Genomic DNA, 25905 nt, shown 5'->3' with positions numbered 1-25905 from the left:
ACTGTGTTGTCCGGTGGTGCCATTTCGTTAGTGTGCCGCTGAAACTGGTGATTTTGATGTGCGTTCGACAAGCGCTCAGGTCATCATCACACAAACCGGTAAGGGATAGTGATCGTAATGCAGAATTCATCCGTGCCTCCCATCCCTTCCGACGCGCACGATCGCCGCAGCAAGCCGCTGGTCGTGGTCTATCCGGTGGAGACGCTTCCGGCCGCCGATCTTGGTCTTTTGAATAGAGCGCGGCAGAAGCTGACGAAGGTGAGCGAGACCATCGTCCCGCCGAGGGAGGCGCGCAGCTTTCACGTTCCCCAAGGGCATTTTTTCCGCATCGTCAGCATAGAGGGTTCGCAGGTCGGCGACCTCAATCTCTGGAATGCGAATGACCTTTCGGAACGCTTCTTCAGCGGCAAGACCCGCGCCTTGCATGCCACGCATGTCGGTGTTGGCGATCGATTGTGGAGCAGCTTGCCATCGCTGCGGCCGATGGCGACGATCACCCATGATACGCTCGGCTGGTACGGCTGGGATGATGACGGCGCAGGTGTCCACGACGTTATCGGTACACGTTGCGATCCCTATACCAACCGGTTGCTGCAGGGGAACGATTATCATCACTGCTGCCATTCGAACTTGACGCGCGCGCTTGCCGAGGAACAGAACATATCCGTTCAGGAGGCCGAAGCGCATGTGCATGACGTCTTGAACGTCTTCATGTGCACCGGCTTCACGCGAGATACCCATCAATATTTCATGAAGGCCAGCCCTGTGCGGCCGGGCGATTTCATCGAGTTCTTCGCTGAGATTGATCTTCTGGGAGCACTTTCCGCATGCCCCGGCGGTGATTGCGGCACAGGCCATTCGAGCGACGAGGCGGCATGCTATCCGCTGAAGGTGGAAGTGTGGCAGGCCGATCCCGAGATCATCGCCGGCTGGAGCTTCCCGGAGAGCAATCCTTATCCGCGAACGCACCGGTAGGCTTCCGCAAAATCGAGCTCTAAGAGCAACTCTCGCGTGTCTGCGCTTGATGCCCGTCAAGATTCAGCTTAGCTGTTTGACAGATCCGAAGTGTCTATCAAGCGGGAGTATGAGCGAATTGGCTGACTGGTTATCCGAGACAAAGCCGATCAGTCGGAAGAACGCCGCCGAGGCGGTCTTTGAAGATTTGCGTTCGGCTATCGGCTCGGGCCAGCTGACCATCGGCACACGCCTGCCATCGGAGGCTCAACTGGCGGAAAGGTATGGCGTGAGCCGGCCCATCATCCGCGAGGCTCTGCGCTCTCTTCAAACGCTCGGTCTGACGCAAACCCGCACCGGCAGCGGCACCTATGTCATGACCGCGGTACCGAGCCCGGAACTCAACTACGGCGCCTACTCGGCTCGCGATCTGATCGAGGCGCGTCCCTTCATCGAGATTCCCGCCGCGGGCTGGGCGGCGCTGCGCCGGACGGAGCAGCAACTCGCAGCATTGCTGGAGCTGTGCGACAAGATGGAGACGGAAGAGGAGCCGTACCCGTGGGTGTTGCTCGACTCGCAGTTTCACGGCGTGATCGCTGATGCCTCGGGCAACGCCCTGTTTGCAAAGATCGTGGCCGATGCTCGCGAAGCGCTTTCCCTGCAATCAGAGATGGTGAACATGATGGCCGGCCGGCGCTCGGCATCGAACCTTGAGCACCGCCGGATCGTGGACGCGATCAAGGCGGGCTCAGGGCAGGAGGCGCGCGAGGCAATGGAGCTTCACCTGGGTCAGGTGAGGCAGGTGGTGACCACTATCATTGGAGAAGATCAGGCTCGGCATTGACGATAGCGGGCAGGTTGGCGAGGTGCTCGGGGCTGAGCGCCTTTTGCAGCTGTTCGACGGTCAGATGTCCGCGTTCGAGGACGACCTCCGGCACCGTGCGGCCGCTGGCGAGCGCTTCTTGCGCGACTTCAGTGGCCGCGTAGTAACCGATCAGCGGATTGAGCGCGGTGGCAAGGCCGATCGACTCTTCCACCCGTGCGGCCATGATCGCGGGATTGGCCTTGATGCCATCGACGCAGCGTTCCGCCAGGATGCGGCAGGCCGCACTTAACTGGCTGATGCTCTGGGAGAGGGCGCGCACCATGATGGGCTCGAAGGCGTTGAGCTGGAGCTGGCCGGCTTCGGCCGCCATGGTGATGGTGATATCGTTGCCGATCACCGCATAGGCGACCTGATTGACCATCTCGGGGATAACCGGATTGATCTTCCCGGGCATGATGCTCGATCCCGCCTGCACGGCGGGCAGGGTGATTTCGCCGATACCCGCACGCGGACCAGAGGAAAGCAGGCGAAGGTCGTTGCAGGTCTTCGACAGTTTGACCGCGACGCGCTTGAGCACTCCTGACAGGTGCACGAATGCGCCTGGATCCTGCGTCGCCTCGATCAAGTCGTCCGCCGTGACGAGCGGGCGTCCTGTCAGCCGCGACAGGTGCTGGCATGCCAGTGCCGCATATCCGCGAGGGGCGTTCAGTCCGGTGCCAATGGCGGTGGCGCCGAGATTGATCTCGTGCAGCAGCGCGGCGGACTCGATGAGTCGCGCCTTGTCCTCGCCGAGCATCACGACGAAGGTCCGGAACTCTTGTCCGAGCGTCATCGGGACAGCATCCTGCAGCTGCGTCCGCCCCATTTTGATGAACCGGGCGAATTCCTGCGCTTTGCGGTCGAAGGCGGTCTTCAGCATCGTCATCGAGGCCGCGAGGTCGTCGATCGCCTCGATCAGCGCGATGTTGATTGCCGTCGGGTAGGCGTCGTTGGTTGATTGGCTGAGATTGACGTGGTCGTTCGGGTGCAGGTGGGCATAGTCGCCCTTGCTATGGCCGAGCAGTTCGAGGGCGCGATTGGCGATGACCTCGTTTGCGTTCATGTTCGTCGAGGTGCCGGCTCCGCCCTGGATTTCGTCCACGACGAACTGGTCGTGAAGCCCCCCGGCCCGAATCTCGCGGCAGGCCCGGACGATCGCATCCATTCTTACCTGATCGAGTAGCCCGAGCTCGTGGTTCGCAATTGCCGCGGCTTCCTTTACGAAGGTCAGGCCCCGGACGAGATAGGAATTGCGCCCGATCGTCACGCCCGTGATGGGGAAGTTCTCCACCGCTCGTGCCGTATGCACGCCCCAATAAACATCCGCTGGGATCTCTTTGGTTCCCAGCAAATCGTGCTCCCTGCGAGTCATGACCACATTATCCTCCAATGGCGCGAGACGCTAATATCTGTCAAGCTGTCTGACAGATATTTTGACCGTAATCAATCAATATCCTAAGGTCAATAAGGGCAGATGCCACTTGACGCGCGACTTTCTATGCGACTATGAGGGAATAAAATCTGTCATGCAGCTTTACAGCGCTGCCTTGAGGTCGGTGATCTGCATTTGCAGTCGCCGGGCAGCGAACGGACAAACCGGGTGCGCTTTTGTTCCCGATGCGGCCAGAGGTCGCCAGCAGAAGAACGAGTTCATTGGGAGGAGAGATATCAATGGAATCAATGAAAACCACATCGGCCGAACGCGAGGTATTTGTCGAGGAAGACCTCGGATACCATAAGGCCCTCAAGCCGAGGCAGATCCAGATGATCGCCATCGGAGGCGCGATCGGCACCGGATTGTTCCTGGGTGCTGGCGGGCGACTTGCCCAAGCCGGTCCCGCGCTAGTCTTCGTCTATGCGCTCTGCGGCTTCTTCGCGTTCCTGGTGCTGCGCGCGCTCGGCGAGTTGATCATGTATCGTCCGAGCTCAGGCTCCTTCGTCTCCTATGCTCGCGAGTTCTACGGCGAGAAGATGGCATTCGCCGCCGGTTGGATGTACTGGCTGAACTGGGCGATGACGTCGGTGGCCGACGTGACCGCCGTTGCACTTTATATGAATTTCTTCAAGCATTACGTCCCCTGGCTGGCGGGGATCGACCAGTGGGTATTCGCGCTGACGGCTCTTCTCGTCGTCCTGGTGATGAACATGCTGTCGGTGAAGGTATTCGGCGAGCTCGAATTCTGGTTCAGCCTGATCAAGGTTGTGGCCCTTGTGACCTTCCTGGTCGTCGGCATCTATTTTGTCGTGTTCGGCACCCCCTTGGAGGGGCATACCGTCGGTTTGAGCATCATCACTGACAATGGCGGCTTTTTCCCCAACGGTGTCCTGCCCGCCTTCGTCATCATTCAGGGCGTCGTGTTTGCCTATGCCTCGGTCGAGTTGATCGGCACTACGGCAGGCGAAACCGCCGATCCGCGCAAGGTCATACCCGGCGCAATCCGTACCGTTGTCGCCCGTCTTCTGATCTTCTATGTCGGCTCGGTGCTGCTGCTCTCGCTCCTCCTGCCTTACACGGCCTATAAGGCTGGCGAGAGCCCCTTCGTGACCTTCTTCGGCTCCATCGGGGTCGAGGGTGCCGACGTCATCATGAACCTGGTGGTTCTGACCGCTGTGCTCTCCTCGCTGAATGCAGGTCTCTATTCGACGGGCCGCATTCTTCATTCGATGGCTGTGTCGGGCTCAGCCCCTGCGGCACTCGCGAAGATGAACAAGGCTGGCGTACCCTATGGCGGCATTGCGGTGACTGCGGTCGTGACCGTTCTCGGCGTGGCGCTAAATGCGGTCGTACCGGCTGCGGCCTTCGAGATCGCGCTCAGCCTGTCGGCTCTGGGGATCATCTGCGCATGGGGCGTCATCGTGCTTTGCCAGCTCAAGCTGTGGCATCTGTCCCGCCGTGGAGAGCTTGTCCGACCCGACTTCCGCATGTTTGGCGCACCCTATACCGGCATCCTGACCCTCGTGTTTCTCTTCGGTGTGTTGGTGCTCATGGCCTTTGATTATCCTGTCGGCACCTGGACCATCGCCTCGCTCATAGTCATCATTCCGGCGCTGATTGCCGGATGGTATCTGCTGCGCGAGCGCATTCATCGCCTGGCCGGCGAACGTGTCGTCAGTGCGGAAGCGCCGCATTGAACGCGCAGAAAATCCATCCGCTGGTGGCAGTCATCGCCACCGGCGGCACCATTGCGAGCAAGCGCGGCGCCGATGGCGCCAGCACGCCAAGCCTGACGGGTGAGGATCTTCTTGCGCTTGTTCCGCAGGTCAATGCCCGGCTACACCCCATTGATCTGATGTCGAAAGATTCGGCCAGCCTGACGCTTTCCGACATGCAGCGGATCAGCGATAGAGTAAGACAGCAGCTCGATGATCCGGCCATTTCCGGCATCGTCGTCTTGCACGGCACCGATGCGATGGAGGAGACCGCGCTGCTCGTTCATTTGCAGCACGCAACTTCCAAACCGGTCGTTTTCACCGGCGCGCAGTTTACCGCCGATCATCCGCATGCCGATGGGCCGGACAATCTCGCCCTGGCGATCGAGATAGCTATCGACCAAGGCAACGCAGGTCGAGGCGTTCTCGTATCCTTCGGCGGCAGGATTCTTCCCGCATGGGGTGTCTACAAGCGCAGCGCCGACGAAACCGATGCATTCCGTTCGGCACGTCCTATCGGGCATGTCGAAAGCCCGCGTCTGTCGGCACCAGTTTCCGGCATTCGCGTTGATATAGTTGCAGTTTATCCTGGTTGTGACGCCACGCACATCCACGCGAGCCTCGATGCGGGCGCTCTAGGAATAGTGCTCGCCGCTCTCGGTTCCGGCAATGCCAATCCAGCCATGATCGAAGCAGTAAGGCGCTGTGCGGATAGCGGCGTTCCCGTCATCGTCTCAAGCCGGGTTCCCGATGGCCTGCTGGTGTCGAGTTATGGCGGCGGCGGCGGCGGGCATGATCTGGCCGCCGCGGGCGCCATCCACTCGCGTACACTTCGGCCGGGCCAGGCCCGCATCCTGCTTGCCGCGCTCGTCGCTTCCGGAAGCTCGGCGGGGCAGATTTCCCGCGCATTCAGCGACTATTGCGACCCCGTCTGACCGAGACTAGTTGCTGTCGCGATACCAGCGCAGCGACATGCAGGAGAGGCCTGCGTCGATCATCTCGATCTGCGCCGTCGCCACCGGTACAATCTTATAGCCGTGCTTGTCGAGAAGCTCGAGGCTGTGCGGATATGCGGAAGGCACCATCAGGATGTCGTTGATCCGCAGCGCGTTTGCCGCTGGCTCTTCTCCTTCCGGGATGATGATCTGCTTGTAGTCCTTGAAGACGCCGGATTGGGCGAGGCGGGCGGTCGAAAGCATGGTTTCGTCGTCCAGCAGCGAGCAGGCGGTCTTGAAATGCAGCACGCCTTCCGGCGTGGCGACCAGTTCCGCCTTGTGGCCAAGCCTACCGAGGCAGCCGATAAGCGCTTCAGCGCCGGCCCTATCGGTTCGTGCCGAAAGGCCGATCATCACGCCCTTCGGCGTCGTCAGAATATCGCCGCCATCTGCAAAACCAGCCGGAAGATCGAGCACGGTTTCGAACATGTCGCGCAAGGTAGGCGCAATTTCAGCCGCTTCGCCGGAGCGGCTTGCCGCGCCGGGACGCAGCAGGATCGCGCCTTCGGTAAAGACGAGCGCCGGGTCTTCGACGAAGATCGAATCGGGGAAGGATTCGAGAGCCGGCAGGACGGTCACCTCGACGCCGGCATCGCGCAGTACCGCAATATAGGCATCATGCTCGGCCTTCACGGCTTCATAGGTCGGGCTGCCACGCTCCTCGGCGCGCAGGCCGTCGACCACCGAGCGGGATGGCTCGCGGACGATGGCGGAGTTGAAGCGATAGACTGATCTGGCTGGTGACATTCCCCGTCCTTTTCCCTGCATTCCGGCCGTCTTTACCGACTCAGCCAAGCCCAGCATCTAAGCGAAATTTTCCTGCTATGACAGGTGAAAGTCCATGCCTACTTGATGACGATTCCCTTGTCCGCGAGCGCGATTCTCATCCGGTCGACCAGATCGTGACGGGTCTCCGCCCAGTCGCTGGTCTTCACCCAGTATTCGATCTTTAATGTCGTCTTTTCGGCGGTCAGTTCGTCGGAATAAACACGGGCAGCAGGGCTGCTCCTCACGCGGCGATCGTCGGTGACGATGTCGAGAAGGGTTTTCGAGGCGAGCTTCAGATTGGCGTCGTCGCCGACGGCCACCGATAGCTCCTGCCGGCGATTGGGTTCGCGGCTATGATTGATGATCGGCGTATTCCACAGCGTCGAGTTCGGCGCGAGCAGATAGAGGCCGTCAGCGGTGCGCAATTGGGTAGCGAACAAGCCGACTTCGACGATTTTGCCGGCAACGGCGGAGGCTTCTATATACTCGCCAACGCGAAAGGGACGCAGTGCGAGCAGCATGATTCCGGCCGCTATGTTTTGTAGCGTACCTTGAAGGGCGAGCCCGATGGCGAGGCCGGCAGCACCCAATGTTGCGACGATCGAGGTCGTCTGGACCCCGAATTGACCAAGAACGGTAACGAACACGAGAATCAGCAGCCCGTAGTGGAGCGCCTTTTCGAAGAATCGAGCCAACGTTTCGTCGATGCCGTGAATTTTCGAGATGCCTTTATAGGCCCACCGGCTGATGACGCTGGCAAGAACCCAGCCGCCGGCCAGCAGGACAATCGCTCCTATAGTCGAGAAGCCATAGTGAACGATCAGAGCGCTTGCCTGACCGAGCGCCGTCTGCGTGGCGATGATTGCGTTGGTGGCTTGATTTTCCATGCTGCGAATACCTTTCAGGCCATTGATGGTCACGGCCAAGGAACCCTCCGAAGCCGAACTGGTTCCGCTTTGGTGCCTTTCCACGATGGTAAATGCAATGGCGGCAATCGCTAGATCACCCGAAATAAGGACTGTAGGCGAGAGGCCATTTTGGGTTTTGGGGCGGCTGCGATTTACGGTTTATGGGGCGAAATTAACCATTTGTTAACCATGGCGTTGGTACACAATATCAACGATTTATTTACATAGATGACCAAAGTGATAACAGACCCTCGCTCCATTCGCATCAAGGGCCGCTCCTTTCTGGCGGTCATGCTTTCTCCGGATCTTCCGTTCGATAACTGGTTGATAAGATTGGATGATCTTGCTGCGCGCTCGGCCGGATTTTTCCTTGGAAGACCGGTTGTGCTCGACGTGACGGATCTGCCGATCGACCGTTCGCAGCTGAAGGAGCTCATCGCAGAGCTTGGTCAGCGCAACGTCAGCATCATGGGAATCGAGGGCGCGCGTCCGTCGATCCTGGGTCCAGGCATGCCTGCCGCTCTCAAGGGTGGCCGGGCAGGCTCCGACTTCGAGGTTCCCGAGAAGGAGCCGACTGTCGAAGTTCAGACAACGCCGGTATCGACCGAGGCTCGTCCGGCAGTTCAGTCGGTTCAGTCCATCACGATCAGGGAGCCCGTGCGCTCTGGTCAGTCGATCATCTTCCCGGAAGGTGACGTCACTGTCGTTGGGTCCGTTGCTTCGGGAGCGGAGATCGTCGCCGGCGGTTCGATCCATATCTATGGAACCTTGCGCGGTCGTGCCATGGCGGGATCGTTGGGCAAGGCATCCGCGCATATCTTCTGCCGCAAGCTTGAGGCCGAGCTGGTTGCCATCGACGGCATTTACAAGATGGCGGAAGACATGCCCGCCAACCTTCGCGGGCAGGCCGTCCAGCTCTGGCTGGAAGACGATGCGATCAAAGCAGAGAAACTTATCTGAGCCGGAAACCGGTCAGAAAACAGGAGAGCAAGATGGGGAAAGTCATCGTAGTGACGTCAGGCAAGGGCGGGGTTGGCAAGACGACCTCGACTGCAGCCCTCGGAGCCGCCCTGGCGCAACGGAACGAGAAGGTGGTCGTCGTCGATTTTGACGTCGGGCTGCGCAATCTCGATCTGGTCATGGGTGCGGAACGCCGGGTCGTCTACGATCTCGTCAACGTCATTCAGGGTGATGCCAAGCTGCCGCAGGCGCTGATCCGCGACAAGCGGCTGGAAACGCTGTTTCTGCTGCCGGCATCGCAGACCCGCGACAAGGACAATCTGACACCCGAAGGCGTCGAGCGCGTCATCAACGAGCTGCGGCAGCATTTCGACTGGATCATCTGCGACAGCCCGGCCGGGATCGAACGCGGTGCTACGCTTGCAATGCGCCATGCGGATACGGCGGTGGTCGTCACCAATCCGGAAGTCTCCTCGGTGCGCGATTCGGATCGCATCATTGGCCTGCTCGACTCCAAGACGCTCAAGGCTGAGCGCGGCGAGCGCATGGAAAAGCATCTGCTTCTGACCCGCTACGACGCCAATCGCGCCGAACGCGGCGACATGCTCAAGGTCGATGACGTCCTGGAGATCCTGTCCATTCCGCTTCTCGGTATCATTCCGGAAAGCATGGATGTGCTGCGCGCCTCCAACATCGGCGCCCCGGTTACGCTGGCTGATAGCCGCAGCGCGCCGGCCATGGCGTATTTCGACGCTGCTCGTCGGCTTGCCGGCGAGGTTGTTCCGATCACGATCCCCGGAGAAAAGCGGAACATTTTCGGCAAGATCTTCGGACGGAGGGCGGCATGAACATTTTTCGTCTTTTTGGAAAGCAAAAGACCGCGCCGGCGGCGCGCGAACGGTTGCAACTGCTTCTGGCCCACGAACGCTCGTCCGTGGGATCGGATCTGGTGTTTCTATTGCGCGAGGAAATCCTTGCCGTGATCGAAAAGCACGTTCAGCTCGACAGGGACAAGGTGCAGGTGAAGATGGATTGCAACGAGCATGTCTCGACGCTTGAAATCGACGTCGAAATTCCGCTGAACGCAACCGTGCGGGCCGCTTGAGGCCAAGTTTGCCGGATGCGCTCGGCATGGTTTCGGCGTGCCCCTCAAAGATAGTATATTCAACTGCGCAATCCTCCGGCCATCGGCCGGGGGATTTTTTGTATGACGCCTCCGACTGAGCGGAGGCAACCCGGCCACCACGATTTCCACCATGGCATGTCTGGCCGATTGTGTGTCGCAACCAGACAATGTGCCACGATGAAACATCGCTCGAAATCCTAAGGTCGGGTTCACTGAAGTTGGAGGATTCGTGAATTTCGACTTCATAAAATGCAAATAATATTCGATACTTGTACATGGAGCAGTCAGCTTTAGGGCTGCGGATCAGGTAAGGGGCCGTAAGCAGTTTTCATCGCCGCCATCGGAATGTGGTTGGCTCTTTGCGTCATTCTGGTTTCCTCACTTGAGAGGGACGATAGGGGCAATGCCGTGCACACTCTGCTGCCATCCAAGGACTAACTTAAGGATTGAAGCAACGTGCTTGCTGTTGCGAAAGAACCACCGCGAACATTTGTCTTCCTGATGCTTTCGTCGCTTCGAAAAGCGTTCTTCAGCATCGCTATCGCTAGCGCGGCGATCAATGTGCTGGCGCTGACCGGCTCGTTCTTCATGCTGCAGGTTTACGATCGGGTCATTCCCGGACGCAGTCTTCCGACATTGGCGGGCCTCGCGATCATCGCCGCGACCCTGTTCATATTCCAGGGGGCACTGGAGTTGCTGCGCTCGATGCTGCTGGCGCGTGTCGGCGCATCCCTTGATGAACGGATGAACCGGAAAGTCTTCAGCTCGCTCGTTCTTTTGCCGACCAGAATGCAGACGTCCGATGATGGGCTCCAGTCCGTTCGCGATCTGGAGCAGGTCCGCTCGTTCCTCTCCGGAGCCGGATGCGCGGCTTTGTTCGATCTACCCTGGATGCCCTTTTACCTGGTCCTGTGCTTTCTGTTCCATTTCTGGATCGGCGTCACCGCGCTCTGTGGTGCAATTTTGCTTATCATCCTGACCGTGCTTGCCGAGGTGTTGTCGCATCGGCCGGCGCTCGAAGCCGCCAAATCCTCGGCGGCCCGCCTCAGCTTCGCGCAGGCCGCGCGGCGAAACTGGGAGGCCGTGGTCGCCATGGGTTTCAGCGGTCGCCTCACCGAAAAATGGGCGGCGATGAATGAGGACTACCTCGGAAATCAGCTGGCCGCGAGCAACATTGCCGGCACGCTGACCACGATCGCCAAGATATCGCGGATGATGCTTCAGTCCGGAGTTCTGGCCGTCGGCGCCATTCTCGTCATCGACCAGCAGGCAACGGGCGGGATTATCATCGCAAGCTCGATCATGGTCACTCGCGCTCTGGCTCCGGTCGAACTTGCCATCGGACAATGGAAAGGCTTTGTGGCCGCGCGCCAAAGCTGGGCGCGTCTCAACAAGCTGTTAAACCTGATTCCGAACGAACAATGGGCTGTTACCCTGCCGGCGCCGCAAAAAGATCTCAGCGTCGAAAATATCGGCCTGACGTCTCCGGGAAGCCGCGATTTCATCCTGCGCAATATCTCGTTCAAGATATCGGCGGGAACGGTGCTCGGCGTTGTCGGTCCAAGCGCCTCGGGAAAATCGTCTCTCGCCAGGGCGATCACCGGGCTGTGGCCGGTCACCATCGGCGCGATCAGGCTCGATCAGGCGGCGCTGTCGCAGTGGGAGCCGAGCGAACTTGGGCGGCATGTCGGATATCTTCCGCAGGATGTCGGCCTGTTCGACGGCTCGATCGCCGAGAATATCTCTCGTTTTGCGAAGGACATGCAGCCTGAACCGATCATCGCGGCTGCGAAGGCGGCCGGCGTATATGACATGATCGTCAAGCTGCCGGACGGTTTTGACACAGTCATCGGCGAGGGCGGCTCGCGGCTGTCTGGTGGTCAAAGGCAGCGCATCGCATTGGCGCGCGCACTTTATGGTGACCCGTTCCTGGTGGTACTGGACGAACCGAACTCGAATCTGGATGCGGAAGGGGAGGCGTCCCTGACCAAAGCCTTGATCGGCGTGCGGGCCCGGGGCGGCATCGCCATCGTCGTGGCACACAGGCCGAGCGCGCTTGCGGCTGCCGATAAGGTCCTGATTATTGCCAATGGCCAAATGCAGGCATTCGGCCCCAAGGATGAAGTACTAGGGACGAAGCCGTCGGGAACCGGGCCTGTCCGATTGATGATCGCCGGCGAGGATGTAAGCGGATGAAGAACACGAGCCTGTCTTCCACGGAACGCTCAATCCGCCGCCTTTCCATCTTCGTTCTCGTGACAATCCTTCTCCTGTTCGGCATTATGGGCGGTCTTGCGGCGGCGACGAAGATTTCGGGAGCGGTCATCTCTTCCGGTACACTGGTCGTCGACAGCCACGTAAAGCCCGTTCAGCACCTCAAGGGCGGCATTGTCAGCGCGATCAGCGTGAAGAATGGCGACCGCGTTGATGCCGGTCAGGTCCTGATCCGCCTGGATGATACGCAAACCAGAGCCAGTCTTGCCATTTTCAGGAAGCGCTTAAATGAACTTGCCGCGCGAACGGCACGGCTGGTGGCGGAGCGTGACGGCAAGGATGCGATCGCGTTCCCGGCGGATCTGCTCTCCAATGCCGGCAATGATGATGTGAAGAATATACTGGCCGGCGAGCAACGCCTCTTCAACGACCGCCTGGCATCGCGACAAGGCCAGAAGTCGCAGCTGCGCGAAAGAATTCAGCAGCTGAAACAGGAAGTCGAGGGCCTTGTCGCGCAGGAAAAGGGCAAGCGGATCGAGATCGAACTCGTCGGCAAGGAGCTTGCCAGCCTCCAGCAATTGCTGGATCAAGGCATCATTTCAGCGACGAAGGTCTATTCGCTGCAGAGGGACAGCGCTCGGCTGACGGGCGAGCTTGGCAATCTCGTATCGTCGATCGCGCAGACTAACGGCAAGATAACCGAGACCGAGCTTCAGATCATTCAGATCGACAATGATCGCAGTTCCGAGGTTTCCGATCAGCTACGGCAGGCAGAAAGCGATACGGGACAGTTTTCGGAGCGGTTGATTGCCGTCGAAGACGATCTGCGACGGATAGACATCAGGGCGCCGCAAGCTGGGATCGTCGATCAGTTGAACGTCCACGCGGCGGGCGCGGTGATCGGGCCGGCGGAAACGATCATGCAGATCGTGCCGGACAAGGACGCGCTTGTCGCTGAACTGAAGCTCTCGCCGCAGGACATTGACCAGATTGCTGTCGGGCAGGTGGTTGGCTTGCGATTTTCGGCATTCAACCAGCGCATCACGCCCGAGCTGAATGGTCGCGTTGATACCATTTCTGCGGATCTCACGACCGATCAGCATTCGGGCCAGAGCTACTATGTCGTTCGCGCCAAAGCGCCGAAGGAGGAGTGGGATCGGTTGGGCGGGCTGACGCCGCTTCCCGGCATGCCGGTGGAAGCCTTCATGCAGACCGGCTCAAGAAGCGTTCTCGCTTATTTAACCAAGCCGATGACTGATCAGATCAAGCGGGCGTTCAAAGGGGACTAAAGCACGCTTTCGAAAAGTGCGCGGCCGCGATTATAAACGGCCGCGCCGGGCGCCTGATGCGTCCTGGATCTCATCATATATGCCAGTCGGTGGTATGAGTAGACTGAACCGCCGAGGCCGTCTGGGCGGTGTGGTCATCCAGCGAATAGGCCTTGATATAGTCGATCTTCATTTGCGACCCATCATCTTTCAGGCTTTCGCCAGGCGTACCCGCCATGCCGCCGACCGCGAGATTGACAAGCATGTACATGGGGCCGTTCATATCGCTCGGCGTATCGGCGTGCGCTACAGCAACATCGTCAAAGTACCAGACGATCTGGTCCTGATCCCAGAGCACGCCATAGGTGTGGAAGCCGTCGGTATCGGGAACCGACACAGCAATGGAGTCCTTCGTGTGCTCGCCCGTCGCGTTCGAATGCGCCGTCACATGGACCGTGTTCGGTTCCTGCCCGCGCATTTCCACCACGTCGAGTTCCGGCGGCCATGAACCATCTTCCGGCAACAGCCAGAAGGCCGGCCATGCGCCTTGATCATGCGGCATCTCGGCCCGCATTTCGAAATAGCCGTAGGTCTGGGAAAACGAAGAGTAGCTGGTGAGGATACCGGAGGTGTAGTCGTGATCCTCCACAACCGATTTTAGCGCATCGGGCGTCGCTTTGGCGCTGATCGTCAAAACGCCGTCGGAAACGGAAAACGGATTGACCGACGCGGTCGGCGCGTAGGACGGGTTGACATACCATTGCAGCTCGTCGTTCAGGCTGCTGCCCTTGTCCGGCGCCCAGTGAAATTTCGCTTCCCAGGTGCCTTGCGTCCCGTCGCTGAGCGAAAGCGAATTGAAATCGTCCGAAAAGGTTTGCGTCAGCGAGGAGCGGTCAAGGCCGAGCTGAAACTGATCGTCATGGAGATCAGCCACGGTCTTGTTGGCGAAAACCAGGCTCTCGCCGTTTCCCAGATCCAGCCGCAGATTGGCGCCTTCCTGGGTGGTGTGGCTAACGACTTGATCGAAAGAGGTCAGCCCGTATTGGTTTAGACGCACCTTGTCGTCGTCGCTGAAATCGGTGATCAGGTCGCTGCCGTTACCCTTGCTGATGATGAAGGTGTCAGCGCCGCCGCCGCCGGTCAGAACATCGTTGCCGGCGCCGCCATCTATGGTCTGGCTGCCTGTGCCGCCGGTAATGATATTGTCGGCGCTGTTGCCGTAGGCATGACGGTTGTTGCCGGTCACCGTCAGATTCTCGAAATTGTCCGGCAGGGTATAGTCCATCCAGGTACTGATGGTATCGACCCCAGCGCTGGGCGCTTCGTAGGCATGGTTGATGCTGGAATAGAGATAGTAGATGTCGTCGCCGGTGCCGCCCACCATCGTGACGTTGACGGAACTATCGCCCCACATGGAATCGTTTCCAGCGGTGCCGTAGAGTGTCGGGCCGGAGCCCGTGGCGGAGAAGAAACCTGTCGACGCTCCACTATAGTAAAGCGGCTGGCCCAGGGCATTGAGAACACTATCCGTCATTGGCAACCTCTTCCGTTGCGTTAGGTTGTCTCCTCCACAAAGCCAACATTGTTTCGCGCCTTATTTGGCAAGATAGGGCCATCGGCATTGGCGCCTAGTCCCTCCGAAAAAAATTTTTCATTTCAAAGTAGAGATATCGGCCGCATGCGCGGACTGCGGGCAGCATCGACCGAACCACGTCCCTGGCGAACGGAACAGATTTCCCGTTTTCCGGGCAAGGAGAGATGGTCGTTCCTTTTAATCTACCATTTTCATAGACAATATTCGCTCATTGGAAAGCTTGTTCGAAGCTCGGAAAGGAATGAGAATGGTTGCCCGCAAACTCGTCGGCATCGCCGGTAGTTTCAATCGCCCGTCGAAGACATACGCGCTCGTGCAGAACGTGGCCGATCTAGCGACCAATCAGTATGGTTTTGCGAGCAGCATATACGATCTGCACGATGTTGGCCCATCGCTCGGCGCGGCCCAGTGGCGCAAGGAGCTGGACGATCAAGCGAAGCGGGTGATCGACGATATCGTCGCGTCCGATGTGTTGGTCATCGGCTCACCGACCTACAAGGGATCCTATCCCGGTCTTTTCAAGCACCTTATCGATCTCATCGACCCGCATGAGCTGCGGGCCAAGCCGATCATTATCACCGCAACAGGCGGCGGTGATCGGCATGCATTGATGGTCGAGCATCAGCTGCGACCGCTCTTCGGCTTCTTCATGGCGCACACGCTGCCGACGGCGATCTACGCCTCGGATCGTGATTTTACGGATTACAAGATTTCGTCCGAACCGCTTTCCAAGCGCATCGACGAAGTGATCGGCGAGCTCTCGGCTTTCTTTCCCGGCGCGACCGCGCTGCTTGCCGCAGCCGAGTGACCGATTGGCGAATAGCCTCATCCATTTGCTAAGGAAATTGGATCAACGAGATGGAGGATAGCATGAAATTCGATGTCATCACCCGCTTGAAGACTGCCTTCGGCCAGCTATGGCTCCACTGGGCGGATGAGCCTCTTCCGCTATTCGACAGAACGGCTGCCGCCGACGATGATCGGGCGCCGTCAGCGCGCGATTACGAGTTCTACTTCTGGTGCTCCACGCCGGTTGCCTGGTATTGAGAGGAACGCGCGATGGCTCTGGCTTTCGATCTCCGGCGACCGGTTGTAAGGCGCGTGCCGAGTGACATTCGCTCCCGTCTTGTTCGCGGCGTCGAAATTTGCACTGTCGTCTCCTCCTTCGTCTTTCTGTTCGCGCTCGTGGTGGGGGCGTTCTGAATGAGCAGGGTGCTGATATTGCCGGGCCTGTTCGGGTCGGGGGAAGGGCATTGGCAGCGCTATTGGCTGCAGGATCAGCCGGACGGCCATGTGGTGGACCAGGACGACTGGGATCATCCCAACCTTCGTGATTGGATGGAGAAGCTCGAAGCGGCACTGGAAGAAGCGGGCGACGCCTATATCGTTGCTCATAGTCTCGGCTGCCTGCTGGCCGCCCAACTGGCGAGCCGGCCGGCTGCGTGCCGCGTCAAGGGCGCGCTGCTCGTTGCGCCTTGTGATCTCCCGACGACGGAAACGCTGCATGCGGGGCATGTCTCCTTCGGCACCATGCCCACCGAAACCCTGCCATTTCCCAGCATGACGATCGGCAGCCTGAACGATATCTATATGACGCTCGACCGCCTTACGATGTTTGGGCGCCTCTGGAATTCCGACATCAAGAATATCGGCCTTGCCGGCCATATCAATGTCGCAAGCGGTTTCGGGCGTTGGCCGAGCGGGTATGCTCTTCTGGAGACGTTGAAGGCGCGTTGTAGGCACCGGAGACCGCATGTTTCTCCATCCGTGACTGCTGCGACCGCGTGAGGAAGCTTTTCTTTGACAGTATTCACCGTCATTCTGCGGTGAATTTCTTTTGCCCGACGTTTGTTGCCAGCCATTTGACTGCGGCGACCCGATATTTGGAGGATTGACCATGAGCCTGCGTATCAACGATATCGCGCCCGACTTTACCGCCGACACGTCTCAGGGCGCGATCCAGTTCCATGACTGGATCGGCAATGGCTGGGCCGTGCTGTTCTCGCACCCCAAGAATTTCACGCCGGTCTGCACGACCGAACTCGGGGCGATGGCGGGACTGGAGCAGGAATTCGCAAAGCGCGGCGTCAAGGTCATTGGCATTTCCGTCGATCCGGTCGAAAGCCATGCGAAATGGAAGGGCGACATCAAGACGGCTACCGGTTTCGATGTCGAATATCCGCTGATCGGCGACAAGGATCTCAAGGTCGCCAAGCTCTACGATATGCTGCCGGCTGGCGCCGGTGAAAGCTCCGAAGGGCGTACGCCCGCCGACAATGCTACCGTGCGTTCCGTCTTCGTCATCGGAGCCGACAAGAAGATCAAGCTGATCCTCACCTATCCGATGACGACGGGCCGGAACTTCAATGAAATCCTCCGCGCCATCGACTCCATCCAGCTGACCGCCAAGCATCAGGTCGCCACGCCGGCCAATTGGCAGCAGGGCGAGGATGTCATCATCACCGCCGCCGTATCCAACGAGGACGCCATCAGCCGCTTCGGCTCGTTCGATACCGTGCTACCCTATTTGCGCAAGACCAAGCAGCCGGCGCTCTGAATGCGCCGTAAGCCAAGCAGGCTCCTCACAGCCTGACGTTGTCGTGCAGGAAATCCAGCAGCGCCCGGACGCGAGTCGGCAACGGACCGCCCTGGCCGATATGGACGGCATAGAATTCCTCGATATCGCCCGGATTGATGTCCTCAAGCACGGGCGCCAGATGGCCTGATTCGATATCAGCCTTGACCGTGAATGCGGGAAGCCGTGCCAGGCCGGCACCCGTAAGCGCTAGATGGCGCATGGCCTCGCCATCGTCGACTTGCAGGCCTGGTGTAACAGGAACCGTCATCGTTTTGCCGGCGCTTAGCAGCGGCCATCCCTCCACGGCGCGTGCGTAGGCAAAGCCGATACGGCAGTGCTTTTGCAGTTCGTCGATCGATCTTGGCGTGCCACGACGTTGGAGGTAGTCTGGGGAGGCGACGATGATCTTGCGGGTCGTGCCGAGTTTGCGGGCAGTCAGGCTGGAATTCTTGAGCGGACCGGTGCGGATCGCAACGTCGGCCCGCTCCTCCATCAGATCCACGACCCTGTCGGTGTGAACGATCTCAAGCGAGACGGCGGGGTATAGCGCCATGAACGACGGAATGAGCGGCGCCAGTACGTGGTTGCCGAAGGAGCCGCTGGTATTGATGCGGATAGGCCCCGCAGCCTGCTCGCCCGCCGAGGCATAGCGCTCGGCCTCGGCGATGTCGGCAAGGATCGCTATGCTGCGCTCATAAAAGGCGCATCCCTCCGGTGTCAGTTGCAGCCGTCGGGTCGAGCGGTTGATGAGCCGCGCGCCCAATCGGGCCTCGAGACGTGAAACCAGCTTGCTGACGGCGGATGGCGTCATGCGGCAGGCGGTCGCCGCGGCGGTGAAGCCACCAAGCTCGACCGCGCGCACGAAGACTTCCATCTCACCGGAGCGATTAATGTCCTGACGGCTCATGATGAATTCAAATCACAAATGAGTTTCTTATGGGCAATCTATATCACGTTGGATGGAGCGTCTATCTCAGTTGGAACAACAGGAGACAGAGCCATGGAATACAGAAATCTCGGCGCATCCGGCCTTCGGGTGCCGGTCTTGAGCTTTGGGGCCGGCACCTTCGGCGGCAGTGGTCCGCTGTTTGGCGCCTGGGGGACGACCGACGCGGTGGAAGCACGCCGTCTTGTCGATATTTGCCTGGAGGCAGGCGTCAATCTCTTCGATACGGCGGATGTCTACTCCGCCGGCGCATCGGAGGACGTGCTCGGGCAGGCAATCCGGGGGAGGCGCGATGCCGTCCTGATCTCGACCAAGACGGCGCTCCCCACCGGCGACGGACCTGCCGATTGGGGTACGTCGCGCTCCCGGCTGATCAGATCCGTGGACGACGCCCTGCGCCGTCTCGGAACCGACTATATCGACCTGCTGCAATTGCACGCCTTCGATGCCTCGACGCCGGTCGAGGAAGTGCTCTCCACACTCGACGGCCTCGTGACGGCGGGAAAACTCCGCTATGTCGGCGCCTCCAATTTCGCCGGCTGGGAGCTGATGAAGTCGCTGGCGGTCTCGGAGAGGCATGCCTATCCCCGCTATGTCGCCCACCAGGTCTACTACTCGCTTGCGGGCCGCGACTATGAATGGGAGTTGATGCCGCTTGCCGCCGATCAGAATGTCGGCGCGCTCGTCTGGAGCCCGCTTGCCTGGGGTCGGCTGACGGGCAAGATCCGCCGTGGCCAGCCTCTTCCCGAGAAAAGCCGACTGCACGAAACGGCTAGCTTCGGCCCGCCGGTGGATGACGAGAAGCTCTTTGATATTGTCGAGGTGCTTGAAGAGATCGCGGCCGAGACGGGCAAAACCGTGCCGCAGATCGCCATCAACTGGCTCGTAGGCCGCCCGACTGTCTCAAGCGTCATCATCGGCGCGCGAAACGAGGAGCAGCTTCGTCAGAACCTCGGAGCCGTCGGCTGGTCGCTGTCGAAAGAGCAGGTTGGCAAACTTGATAAGGTGAGCGTGGTGATGTCGCCCTATCCATATTTTCCCTACAGAAACCAGGAAGGATTTGCCAAACTGAATCCGCCGCTTACCTGATTTACATGATCTGATTTCGCAACACTGGCTAACGGTTGCTCTTGTGCCGTCTCACCGCATCACCGAACGCCTGGAACAAGGCACGATTCACGGGATTGGTTTGCGGATCGTGCTCGGCGTGCCATTGCACGCCGAGTGCAAATTCCCGAGCGTCCTTGAAGCGGATCGCCTCGATCGTACCATCCTCGGCAATCCCTTCCGCAACCACCTGTTCGCCAAGTTCAAGCACGCCTTGACCATGCAGGGAGTTCACCCGGATCACGTCTCGGCCGAAAATGCGAGCGAACGTTCCGCCCGGCACGAGCCGAACATCGTGGCGATCGGCAAAAACCACCTCCAGATCGGGATGAATTTCACCGTTCTCTAGACGCGGCATCCGATGGTTCATGCGTCCCGGCAATTCGCGAATCTCCGGATGCAGCGAGCCGCCGGCCGCCACATTCATTTCCTGAAAGCCGCGGCATATGCCGAAGATGGGCAAGCCGCGCTCGACACAGGCCCGGATCAGTGGCAGCGCCACGGCGTCGCGGTCCTCGTCATACGGCTCATGCTTAGGATTGGGCTCGGTGTTGAAGTGGCTGGGATGCACATTGGCTCTGGCGCCCGTCAGCAACACGCCGTCGACGATGGCCAATAGATCCTGAATGTCGGTGAGGCTCGGGCTGCCGGCGAACATCAATGGCAGAGCGCCAGCGACTTCGGTTATGGCCCGTAGATTATTATCTCCGACAAGCTGAGCGGCGAAACGGCTCTCCACAATGCGGGCGTTCCCGATGACGCCGATCACGGGTCTCGTCATTCTCTGCTCTCACCTTCAAGCCGCAATGCTGGCGGTCCGCGTTAATGGGCCTCTTTTGTCATAATGGATAACGCCCGCGCGGATGGAGGCGCAAGAACTATCGTTGCATTTTCCGCTATAACCAAGGAACGGTCACCCGAAAGGCGACCGTTCTTAGGAGAAAGATCTCAACGCGGCGTCACGTCGAAGCCGAACCATTTCTGCGAGAGTTTTGCGATCGTTCCGTCGGCCTTGGCGGCGACGATGGCGTCGTTGAACAGCGCCTTCAGTTCCGGATCGGTCTTACGCAGGCCAACGGAGCTGCCGCGTCCGAGCAGACCGCCCTGGAAGCGCGGACCGGTCAGCGCGAAATCCTCATTGCCGGGCTTGGACGCAGCCGTCGACAGATAGGCGGTGGAGGCCATGATCAGGTCGACGCGGCCGGCCTTGAGGTCAAGATCGTGTTGCTCGGTCGTCTTGTATTCCTGGATGGTGACGACGTCCTTCAGGTATTTCTGCAGGAAATTTTCGGCGATCGAGGCCGTCTGGACGCCGATGGTCTTGCCTTTCAACAGGGGCTCGAGCTGCTTGAGCGCGTCGATCGCGCCCTGCTCGTTTGATCCGAGCGAGAAGACCTGGTCTTTCAGCGGCATTTGCGCCAACGGATCGGATTTCAGCGTGGCGAAAGTCTGGCCGGTCGTGCCGTAGGAATCGCTAAAGGCGATGACTTCCTCGCGCTTTGGCGTCGCCGACATGCCCGAGATGATGGCGTCGAACTTGCCGGCCTGCAGAGCCGGGATCATGCCGTCGAAGGACTGGACGACGGTCGTGCATTCCACCTTCATGTGGGCGCAGAGATATTTGATCAGGTCGATTTCGTAGCCGTCCAGTGTGCCGTCCGACTTGGTGAAGTTCCATGGACGGAATTCACCTTCGGTGGCGATCGTCACATGCGTCCATTTCTTCTCGTCGGCATGCGCGACGGCGGACACGAAGATCAGTGTCAGAAGGCTGAAGGCCTTCATGAGAGAAATTAGATATTTCATTGTAGTCGTTCCCCTTTTTGTGGTCGTATAGGTGGTTTATTTGGAAATGAACTGGCGGAATCGCTCCGATTTCGAATTGGCGAAAACCTCGTGCGGCTTCCCGTCTTCCTCGATCAATCCCTGATGGACGAAGATCACGCGGCTGGAGACGTCGCGGGCAAAACCCATCTCATGGGTGACGACCAGCATGGTGCGTCCTTCCTCTGCAAGCCCACGCATGACGCGCAGGACTTCGCCGACCAGCTCCGGGTCGAGCGCCGATGTCGGCTCGTCGAACAGCATCACCTTCGGCTGCATAGCAAGCGCGCGGGCAATGGCCGCGCGCTGCTGCTGTCCGCCGGAAAGATGCGAGGGATAATGGTTGCGCTTGTCGGCGATGCCGACCTTGGCCAGCAGTGCCTCGGCCTCCTCGATGCATTCCGCCTTCGGGCGGCGCTGCACATGAACGGGTGCTTCGATGATGTTTTCCAGAACCGTCTTGTGGCTCCAGAGGTTGAAGCTCTGGAAAACCATGCCGAGCCTGGAGCGGATGCGATCCACTTGCCGTCGATCGGTCGGGCGGTTGCCCTTGCGGCCGGACTGCATGTGGATGGTTTCGCCGGCCACCGTGATATCTCCGGAATCCGGCGTTTCCAGCATGTTGATGCAGCGAAGGAAGGTCGACTTACCCGAACCGGAAGAGCCGAGAATGGAGATGACATCGCCCTGCTGGGCGTCGAGCGATATGCCCTTGAGGACTTCGACCGGACCGAAGCTCTTGTGCAGGTTCCGGACGCTGAGCGCGGGAGCCGTGTCGGTCATGGCGCATCTCCTTCGGTGGTCGGTATGAGCAAGGGGCGCGGCTGGCGCAGATGCGGGCTCAGCCAATATTCGAGCAGTTGGATGAGGCGGGTCAGCAGGAAGTTGATGGCGAGATAGATCGCGCCGGCAACGATGAAGACCTCGATGGCGCGGTAGGTCTCCGAAATGAGCTTGGCGGCAACGCCGGTCACTTCCATCAAGGTGATGATGGAGGCAAGCGAGGTCGCCTTGACCATGGAGATCATCTCGTTGCCGTAGCCCGGCAGCGCCTGGCGGATGGCGAGTGGCCAGATGATGCGTCGAAACTGCATGAAGCGCCCCATGCCGCACGCCCGCGCCGCCTCGATCTGACCATGCGGCACCGACAGCAGGCCGCCGCGAATGATCTCGCTGGCATAGGCAGCGGTGTTCAGCGTGAGCGCCAAAACGGCGCACCAATAGGGTTGGCGTAGGATCGGCCATAAAATGCTATGGCGAACCGCCGGGAATTGACCGAGGCCATAGTAGATCAGGAAGATCTGCACGAGCAGCGGCGTGCCACGGAAAAGGAAGACATAGAAGCGGGCGAACCCGTCGAGCGCCGTAACGCCTGAAAGACGCGCCACGGCGAGGCCCAGCGCCAGCACCGCGCCGAAGAGGATCGACAGGCCGGCGAGCGAGAGCGTCAGCGGAATGGCCGCGATCAGGCTGACGAAGGTTTCGCTGAGGAAATTCCAGTCCATCAGACCCTCCTGACGCCGCGGTTGAAGTAGCGTTCCGCCTGACGCATCAACACGCCCGATACCGTCGAGATGGCGAGATAAAGCAGCCCGGCAATCAGATAGAAATCGAAGGGGAGGCCGGTGGAGCCGGCGCCGACCTGAGCCTGACGCAACAGTTCGGCAACGCCGGTGATCGAGACCAATGCTGATTCCTTCAGCACCACCTGCCAGACATTGCCGAGGCCGGGCAGGGCGTGGCGCAAGGTGAGTGGTGCGACGATGCGCCGGAAGCGCAGCCAACGCGACATGCCGCAAGCGATCGCCGCCTCGATTTCACCACGGTGCACGGCCTTGAAGGCACCGCGAAAGACTTCCGTCTGTTGCGCGCCCGACGTAATGCCGACGGCCAGCGAGCCCGCCAGAAAGCCCGGAAAGCCGACAAAGCCCTCCGCGCCGAACAGGCGGCCCATTGCCGTGACAGCGGCGCTGCCACCGAAATAGAGAAGATAGATGACCAGCAGATCCGGAATGCCACGAAGCACGGTCGTATAGGTATCGGCGACAATGCGGGTGGTGCGGCCGCCCGAGACCTTGGCCCAGGAACCAAAGCCGCCGATGACAATGCCGATGGCATAGCCGGTAATGGCGATGAGAACAGTCATCCAGGCGCCGGCCAGCAATGCCTTCGCCCAGCCGTCGGGTCCAAAGCTTAAGATGTCGAAGAAACCCGGCTGGTTCATTGTCGGGCCAGCCAGTCACCGTACGGCGACATGCTCATGATCTCGTTTGTCGACGGGGCCACGGCATCAACCATGGCTATTCTCCGGCAAAGGCGGCTTCACGTCGTCGGGGATCGGGTTGACGAAGGGTGTGTCCTCGAGGCGAGCCTTGTGATCCGCCTTGGCCGCCTCGATGCGGGCGGGGTCAAGGAGGAGATCGAGTGCCGTGCTCGCCATGATCTTGGCCGCATGCTCCATTCCCTTATGGGCGGCGGGAAGCTTTCCTTGCGCGACCAGTTGCCAGGAATGGCCTGGTGTGCCGATGGCATAAGTGGCGCCGCGCATCTGTACGGTGGGCACGACCCAGCTTACCGTGCCGACGTCCGTGGAGCCGACCAGCGTCCCGTCGCCGGCACCTAGCGGGAAGACGAGATCGCAAAGCCCCTGGCCTTTCTTCGGCTTCAGGCCAAAGCGGCCATAGGAAGCGGCGATATCCTCCGTGCTGAAGGTCTCCTGGAATTTGCGAGCGGTTTCCTCGTCCGTGCTGTCATAGGCCGGCGGTCCGAGCCTTTCGAGATTGGCAAACATCAGCTCTTCCAGCGGCGTGTTGCCGACCAGATTGGCGTCGCCGCTGATAATCTCGCTGCGCACGGTGGTCTCCGTCATCAGGGCCGCGCCCTCGGCGACCTTTTTGACCCGTGCGACAAGGGTCAGCAATTCCGGAAGCGTGCGCGCCCGCACCAGATAGCGAACGGTCGCGCGCGCCTGCACCACATTCGGTGCATTGCCACCGGTGTCGGTGACGGCATAGTGGACACGCGCCGTCGAGGGCATGTGCTCGCGCATGTAATTGACGCCGACATTCATCAACTCGACCGCGTCGAGTGCGCTGCGGCCAAGATGAGGCGTTGCCGAGGCATGCGACGCACGGCCGGAGAAATGAAAATTGATCTCGTTGCAGGCCAGCGAGATCGGATTGTTGACGCCGGCAAAGGCTGCCGGATGCCAGGAAATGGCGATGTCGACATCATCAAAGACGCCGGCGCGCACCATGAAGCCCTTGGACGAGCCGCCTTCTTCCGCCGGGCAGCCGTAGTAGCGGACCCGTCCTTTCAGGCCGTTGGCAGCCAGGTAATCCTTGACGGCTGCTGCGGCCAGCATCGATCCTGAGCCGAGCAGATTGTGGCCGCACCCATGCCCGTTGCCGCCGGCGACGATCGGGCGCTCTTCGGCAATTCCCGCTTCCTGGCTAAGGCCGGGCAGGGCGTCGAATTCGCCGAGAATGGCAATCACCGGGCCGCCTTCGCCTGCTTCGCCCATGACGGCCGTCGGTAGACCGGCGATATTGCGGTGAACACGAAAGCCTTCCTGTTCGAGAAGCCGCTCGTGCTCGGCCGCAGAGCGGAACTCCTCATAATTGGTCTCGGGAATGCCCCAGATGCGATCGCTAAGATCGAAGAACGCCTGGCGCTTTGCTTCGACCACATCCCAAATTTCTGATGAATTTTTCATGGTGTTTCGACTGAGCCCGAATTATAGAGTTACCAAAATTGGCGCCAATTTAGGATACAAAAAAATTCTGCGCAATATATCGGCATGGATAAATTTTCATCAGAAGCCAGCCGGTGCGCTAGACGCAGCCGGCTACAGAAGTCAGTGGCAACGTGATATCGATTGCATAGTGGCAGAGGAGTCGCGATGAACGATGTCGATTTGAAGAGTGATGAAGCGGCTATCGAAGGCGAGACGTCCCGCGATGTCACCGATCAGATTCTCCAGGATATTCTCGGCGGATTGCTGCCTCCAGGCACATGGCTCAAGCAGATCGATCTCGAACGGCGCTATGGATGCACCAGACCGGAAGTGCGCCGCGCCCTGGACCGGCTGGCACAGAAGCGGCTTGTCGAGCATGTGCCCAACCGGGGTTATCATGTCTATGAGCAGGATGGCCGGCGTGCGGTCGAAGTCAGCGATATCCGCGTGATTCTGGAGACGGCAATCGCCGACCAGATCGTTGCGAATGCATCGCCTGACAGCATTTTGAAATTGCGCGCTCTTGCCAAGCGCTTCGACGAAATGATCCTCCTCGGTACCATGCTCGAACTCTATGAAGCCAATCTCGCATTTCATCGTGAGTTGCTGACGCTTGGCGGCAACAATGAATTGGTCGATCTTGTCGCCGAGATCCGGCAGCGCACGTCTTCCGCCCCGGTCTCGCAATGGCGCACCCGCGCCCGCGTCGACCAATCCGGCCGGGAGCACCATTTGATGATCGATGCCATCGAGAAGGGTGACGTTGAAGAACTGAAGCGACTGACGGTGGTTCATATCCGCCAGTCCTGGGGTTCGACCTCTTCGAATTGAAAAGGATCACAGCAAAGTAAAGCTGTCTCATCATGCCCACGGATGGGCTGGCGGTGGCGAGGCTACCTGCATACCGCCGCC

At 59.7% G+C, this 25905-nt stretch carries 26 protein-coding genes; 15 read left to right on the top strand and 11 right to left on the bottom strand.

All coding sequences use genetic code 11. From position 1 onward, the window contains the following. Nucleotides 1-117 precede the first annotated feature (117 nt). Nucleotides 118-975 (top strand): urea carboxylase-associated family protein, encoded by an 858-nt coding sequence (locus EX00_RS12725; RefSeq protein WP_047458088.1) that lies wholly within the window; start codon nucleotides 118-120, stop codon nucleotides 973-975. Between the two features lie 109 nt (nucleotides 976-1084). Then, nucleotides 1085-1798 (top strand): FadR/GntR family transcriptional regulator, encoded by a 714-nt coding sequence (locus EX00_RS12720; protein WP_047458086.1) that lies wholly within the window; start codon nucleotides 1085-1087, stop codon nucleotides 1796-1798. Here the strand turns inward: EX00_RS12720 and EX00_RS12715 are convergent. Further along, nucleotides 1770-3191 (bottom strand): aspartate ammonia-lyase, encoded by a 1422-nt coding sequence (locus EX00_RS12715; RefSeq protein ID WP_047458083.1) that lies wholly within the window; start codon nucleotides 3189-3191, stop codon nucleotides 1770-1772. The two genes, EX00_RS12720 and EX00_RS12715, sit on opposite strands and share 29 nt — an antisense overlap. 299 nt (nucleotides 3192-3490) lie before the next feature. Between EX00_RS12715 and EX00_RS12710 the strand changes: the two genes are divergently transcribed. Together EX00_RS12710 and EX00_RS12705 are read left to right on the top strand one after the other, a co-directional pair. Continuing rightward, the gene (locus EX00_RS12710) at nucleotides 3491-4951 is read left to right on the top strand and encodes an amino acid permease (protein WP_047458081.1); all 1461 of its coding nucleotides are present in this window, start codon (nucleotides 3491-3493) and stop codon (nucleotides 4949-4951) included. Then, the gene (locus EX00_RS12705; RefSeq protein ID WP_047458080.1) at nucleotides 4948-5904 is read left to right on the top strand and encodes an asparaginase; all 957 of its coding nucleotides are present in this window, start codon (nucleotides 4948-4950) and stop codon (nucleotides 5902-5904) included. Before EX00_RS12710 ends, EX00_RS12705 begins: the two co-directional genes overlap by 4 nt. A gap of 6 nt (nucleotides 5905-5910) precedes the next feature. Here the strand turns inward: EX00_RS12705 and EX00_RS12700 are convergent, their stop codons facing one another. Together EX00_RS12700 and EX00_RS12695 are read right to left on the bottom strand one after the other, a co-directional pair. Next, nucleotides 5911-6711, bottom strand: a complete 801-nt coding sequence (locus EX00_RS12700) for an arginine deiminase-related protein (RefSeq protein ID WP_047458078.1) — start codon at nucleotides 6709-6711, stop codon at nucleotides 5911-5913. Nucleotides 6712-6809: 98 nt separating this feature from the next. Beyond that, the gene (locus EX00_RS12695) at nucleotides 6810-7619 is read right to left on the bottom strand and encodes a mechanosensitive ion channel family protein (protein ID WP_047460241.1); all 810 of its coding nucleotides are present in this window, start codon (nucleotides 7617-7619) and stop codon (nucleotides 6810-6812) included. A gap of 249 nt (nucleotides 7620-7868) precedes the next feature. Here EX00_RS12695 and minC point away from each other — a divergent pair, with 249 nt between their 5' ends. The 5 genes from minC to EX00_RS12670 all read left to right on the top strand — a co-directional run bounded on the left by minC (nucleotide 7869) and on the right by EX00_RS12670 (nucleotide 13229). Next, nucleotides 7869-8600 (top strand): septum site-determining protein MinC, encoded by a 732-nt coding sequence (minC, locus tag EX00_RS12690; protein WP_047458077.1) that lies wholly within the window; start codon nucleotides 7869-7871, stop codon nucleotides 8598-8600. Between the two features lie 32 nt (nucleotides 8601-8632). Further along, nucleotides 8633-9448: a septum site-determining protein MinD gene (minD, locus tag EX00_RS12685; protein WP_047458075.1), complete on the top strand. Its 816-nt coding sequence runs from the start codon at nucleotides 8633-8635 to the stop codon at nucleotides 9446-9448. Further along, nucleotides 9445-9705, top strand: a complete 261-nt coding sequence (gene minE, locus EX00_RS12680) for a cell division topological specificity factor MinE (RefSeq protein WP_047458073.1) — start codon at nucleotides 9445-9447, stop codon at nucleotides 9703-9705. Before minD ends, minE begins: the two co-directional genes overlap by 4 nt. 477 nt (nucleotides 9706-10182) lie before the next feature. Next, nucleotides 10183-11922 carry a type I secretion system permease/ATPase gene (locus EX00_RS12675; RefSeq protein WP_047458070.1) on the top strand — a complete coding sequence of 580 codons (1740 nt, stop codon included), beginning with the start codon at nucleotides 10183-10185 and terminating at the stop codon, nucleotides 11920-11922. Further along, entirely contained in the window at nucleotides 11919-13229 is a 1311-nt protein-coding gene (locus EX00_RS12670; protein ID WP_047458067.1) for an HlyD family type I secretion periplasmic adaptor subunit, read from the top strand. Before EX00_RS12675 ends, EX00_RS12670 begins: the two co-directional genes overlap by 4 nt. Nucleotides 13230-13302: 73 nt before the next feature. Here the strand turns inward: EX00_RS12670 and eglC are convergent, their stop codons facing one another. Continuing rightward, on the bottom strand, nucleotides 13303-14742 hold the full coding sequence (eglC, locus tag EX00_RS12665) for an endo-1,3-1,4-beta-glycanase EglC (protein WP_047458064.1): 1440 nt from the start codon (nucleotides 14740-14742) through the stop codon (nucleotides 13303-13305). 307 nt (nucleotides 14743-15049) lie between these two features. Here eglC and msuE point away from each other — a divergent pair, with 307 nt between their 5' ends. The 4 genes from msuE to EX00_RS12645 all read left to right on the top strand — a co-directional run bounded on the left by msuE (nucleotide 15050) and on the right by EX00_RS12645 (nucleotide 17359). Then, nucleotides 15050-15610: an FMN reductase gene (gene msuE / locus EX00_RS12660; RefSeq protein ID WP_047458062.1), complete on the top strand. Its 561-nt coding sequence runs from the start codon at nucleotides 15050-15052 to the stop codon at nucleotides 15608-15610. A gap of 62 nt (nucleotides 15611-15672) precedes the next feature. Next, nucleotides 15673-15849, top strand: a complete 177-nt coding sequence (locus tag EX00_RS12655) for a hypothetical protein (RefSeq protein ID WP_234709014.1) — start codon at nucleotides 15673-15675, stop codon at nucleotides 15847-15849. A 156-nt stretch (nucleotides 15850-16005) separates the two neighbouring features. Beyond that, nucleotides 16006-16590, top strand: a complete 585-nt coding sequence (locus EX00_RS12650; protein WP_047458057.1) for an RBBP9/YdeN family alpha/beta hydrolase — start codon at nucleotides 16006-16008, stop codon at nucleotides 16588-16590. Between the two features lie 109 nt (nucleotides 16591-16699). Continuing rightward, on the top strand, nucleotides 16700-17359 hold the full coding sequence (locus EX00_RS12645; RefSeq protein WP_047458054.1) for a peroxiredoxin: 660 nt from the start codon (nucleotides 16700-16702) through the stop codon (nucleotides 17357-17359). A gap of 25 nt (nucleotides 17360-17384) precedes the next feature. Here EX00_RS12645 and EX00_RS12640 read toward each other — a convergent pair whose 3' ends face one another. After that, the gene (locus EX00_RS12640) at nucleotides 17385-18287 is read right to left on the bottom strand and encodes a LysR family transcriptional regulator (RefSeq protein WP_047458050.1); all 903 of its coding nucleotides are present in this window, start codon (nucleotides 18285-18287) and stop codon (nucleotides 17385-17387) included. Between the two features lie 93 nt (nucleotides 18288-18380). On the opposite strand from EX00_RS12640, the gene EX00_RS12635 reads away from it, so the two are divergent. Further along, nucleotides 18381-19415 (top strand): aldo/keto reductase, encoded by a 1035-nt coding sequence (locus tag EX00_RS12635; RefSeq protein ID WP_047458047.1) that lies wholly within the window; start codon nucleotides 18381-18383, stop codon nucleotides 19413-19415. A gap of 28 nt (nucleotides 19416-19443) precedes the next feature. Here EX00_RS12635 and EX00_RS12630 read toward each other — a convergent pair whose 3' ends face one another. The 6 genes from EX00_RS12630 to EX00_RS12605 form a co-directional block, all read right to left on the bottom strand. After that, entirely contained in the window at nucleotides 19444-20214 is a 771-nt protein-coding gene (locus EX00_RS12630) for a gamma-glutamyl-gamma-aminobutyrate hydrolase family protein (RefSeq protein WP_047458044.1), read from the bottom strand. Between the two features lie 167 nt (nucleotides 20215-20381). After that, nucleotides 20382-21239 carry a transporter substrate-binding domain-containing protein gene (locus EX00_RS12625; protein WP_047458041.1) on the bottom strand — a complete coding sequence of 286 codons (858 nt, stop codon included), beginning with the start codon at nucleotides 21237-21239 and terminating at the stop codon, nucleotides 20382-20384. A 36-nt stretch (nucleotides 21240-21275) separates the two neighbouring features. Further along, nucleotides 21276-22040, bottom strand: coding sequence for an ABC transporter ATP-binding protein (locus tag EX00_RS12620; protein ID WP_047458038.1), 765 nt, complete (start codon nucleotides 22038-22040; stop codon nucleotides 21276-21278). Next, nucleotides 22037-22762, bottom strand: coding sequence for an ABC transporter permease (locus EX00_RS12615; protein WP_047458036.1), 726 nt, complete (start codon nucleotides 22760-22762; stop codon nucleotides 22037-22039). Before EX00_RS12615 ends, EX00_RS12620 begins: the two co-directional genes overlap by 4 nt. Further along, nucleotides 22762-23481 (bottom strand): ABC transporter permease, encoded by a 720-nt coding sequence (locus tag EX00_RS12610; RefSeq protein WP_047458034.1) that lies wholly within the window; start codon nucleotides 23479-23481, stop codon nucleotides 22762-22764. Before EX00_RS12610 ends, EX00_RS12615 begins: the two co-directional genes overlap by 1 nt. 66 nt (nucleotides 23482-23547) lie before the next feature. After that, the gene (locus EX00_RS12605; RefSeq protein WP_047458031.1) at nucleotides 23548-24972 is read right to left on the bottom strand and encodes a M20 family metallopeptidase; all 1425 of its coding nucleotides are present in this window, start codon (nucleotides 24970-24972) and stop codon (nucleotides 23548-23550) included. A 186-nt stretch (nucleotides 24973-25158) separates the two neighbouring features. Here EX00_RS12605 and EX00_RS12600 point away from each other — a divergent pair, with 186 nt between their 5' ends. Then, complete coding sequence (locus EX00_RS12600; protein ID WP_047458029.1) at nucleotides 25159-25824, top strand: GntR family transcriptional regulator; 666 nt, start codon at nucleotides 25159-25161, stop codon at nucleotides 25822-25824. The last annotated feature ends 81 nt before the right edge of the window (nucleotides 25825-25905 follow it).

The sequence above is a fragment of the Martinezella rhizogenes genome (genome assembly GCF_000799715.1).
GTDB lineage: Bacteria > Pseudomonadota > Alphaproteobacteria > Rhizobiales > Rhizobiaceae > Rhizobium > Rhizobium rhizogenes_C.
This window is presented reverse-complemented; position numbering and strand designations above follow the sequence as displayed.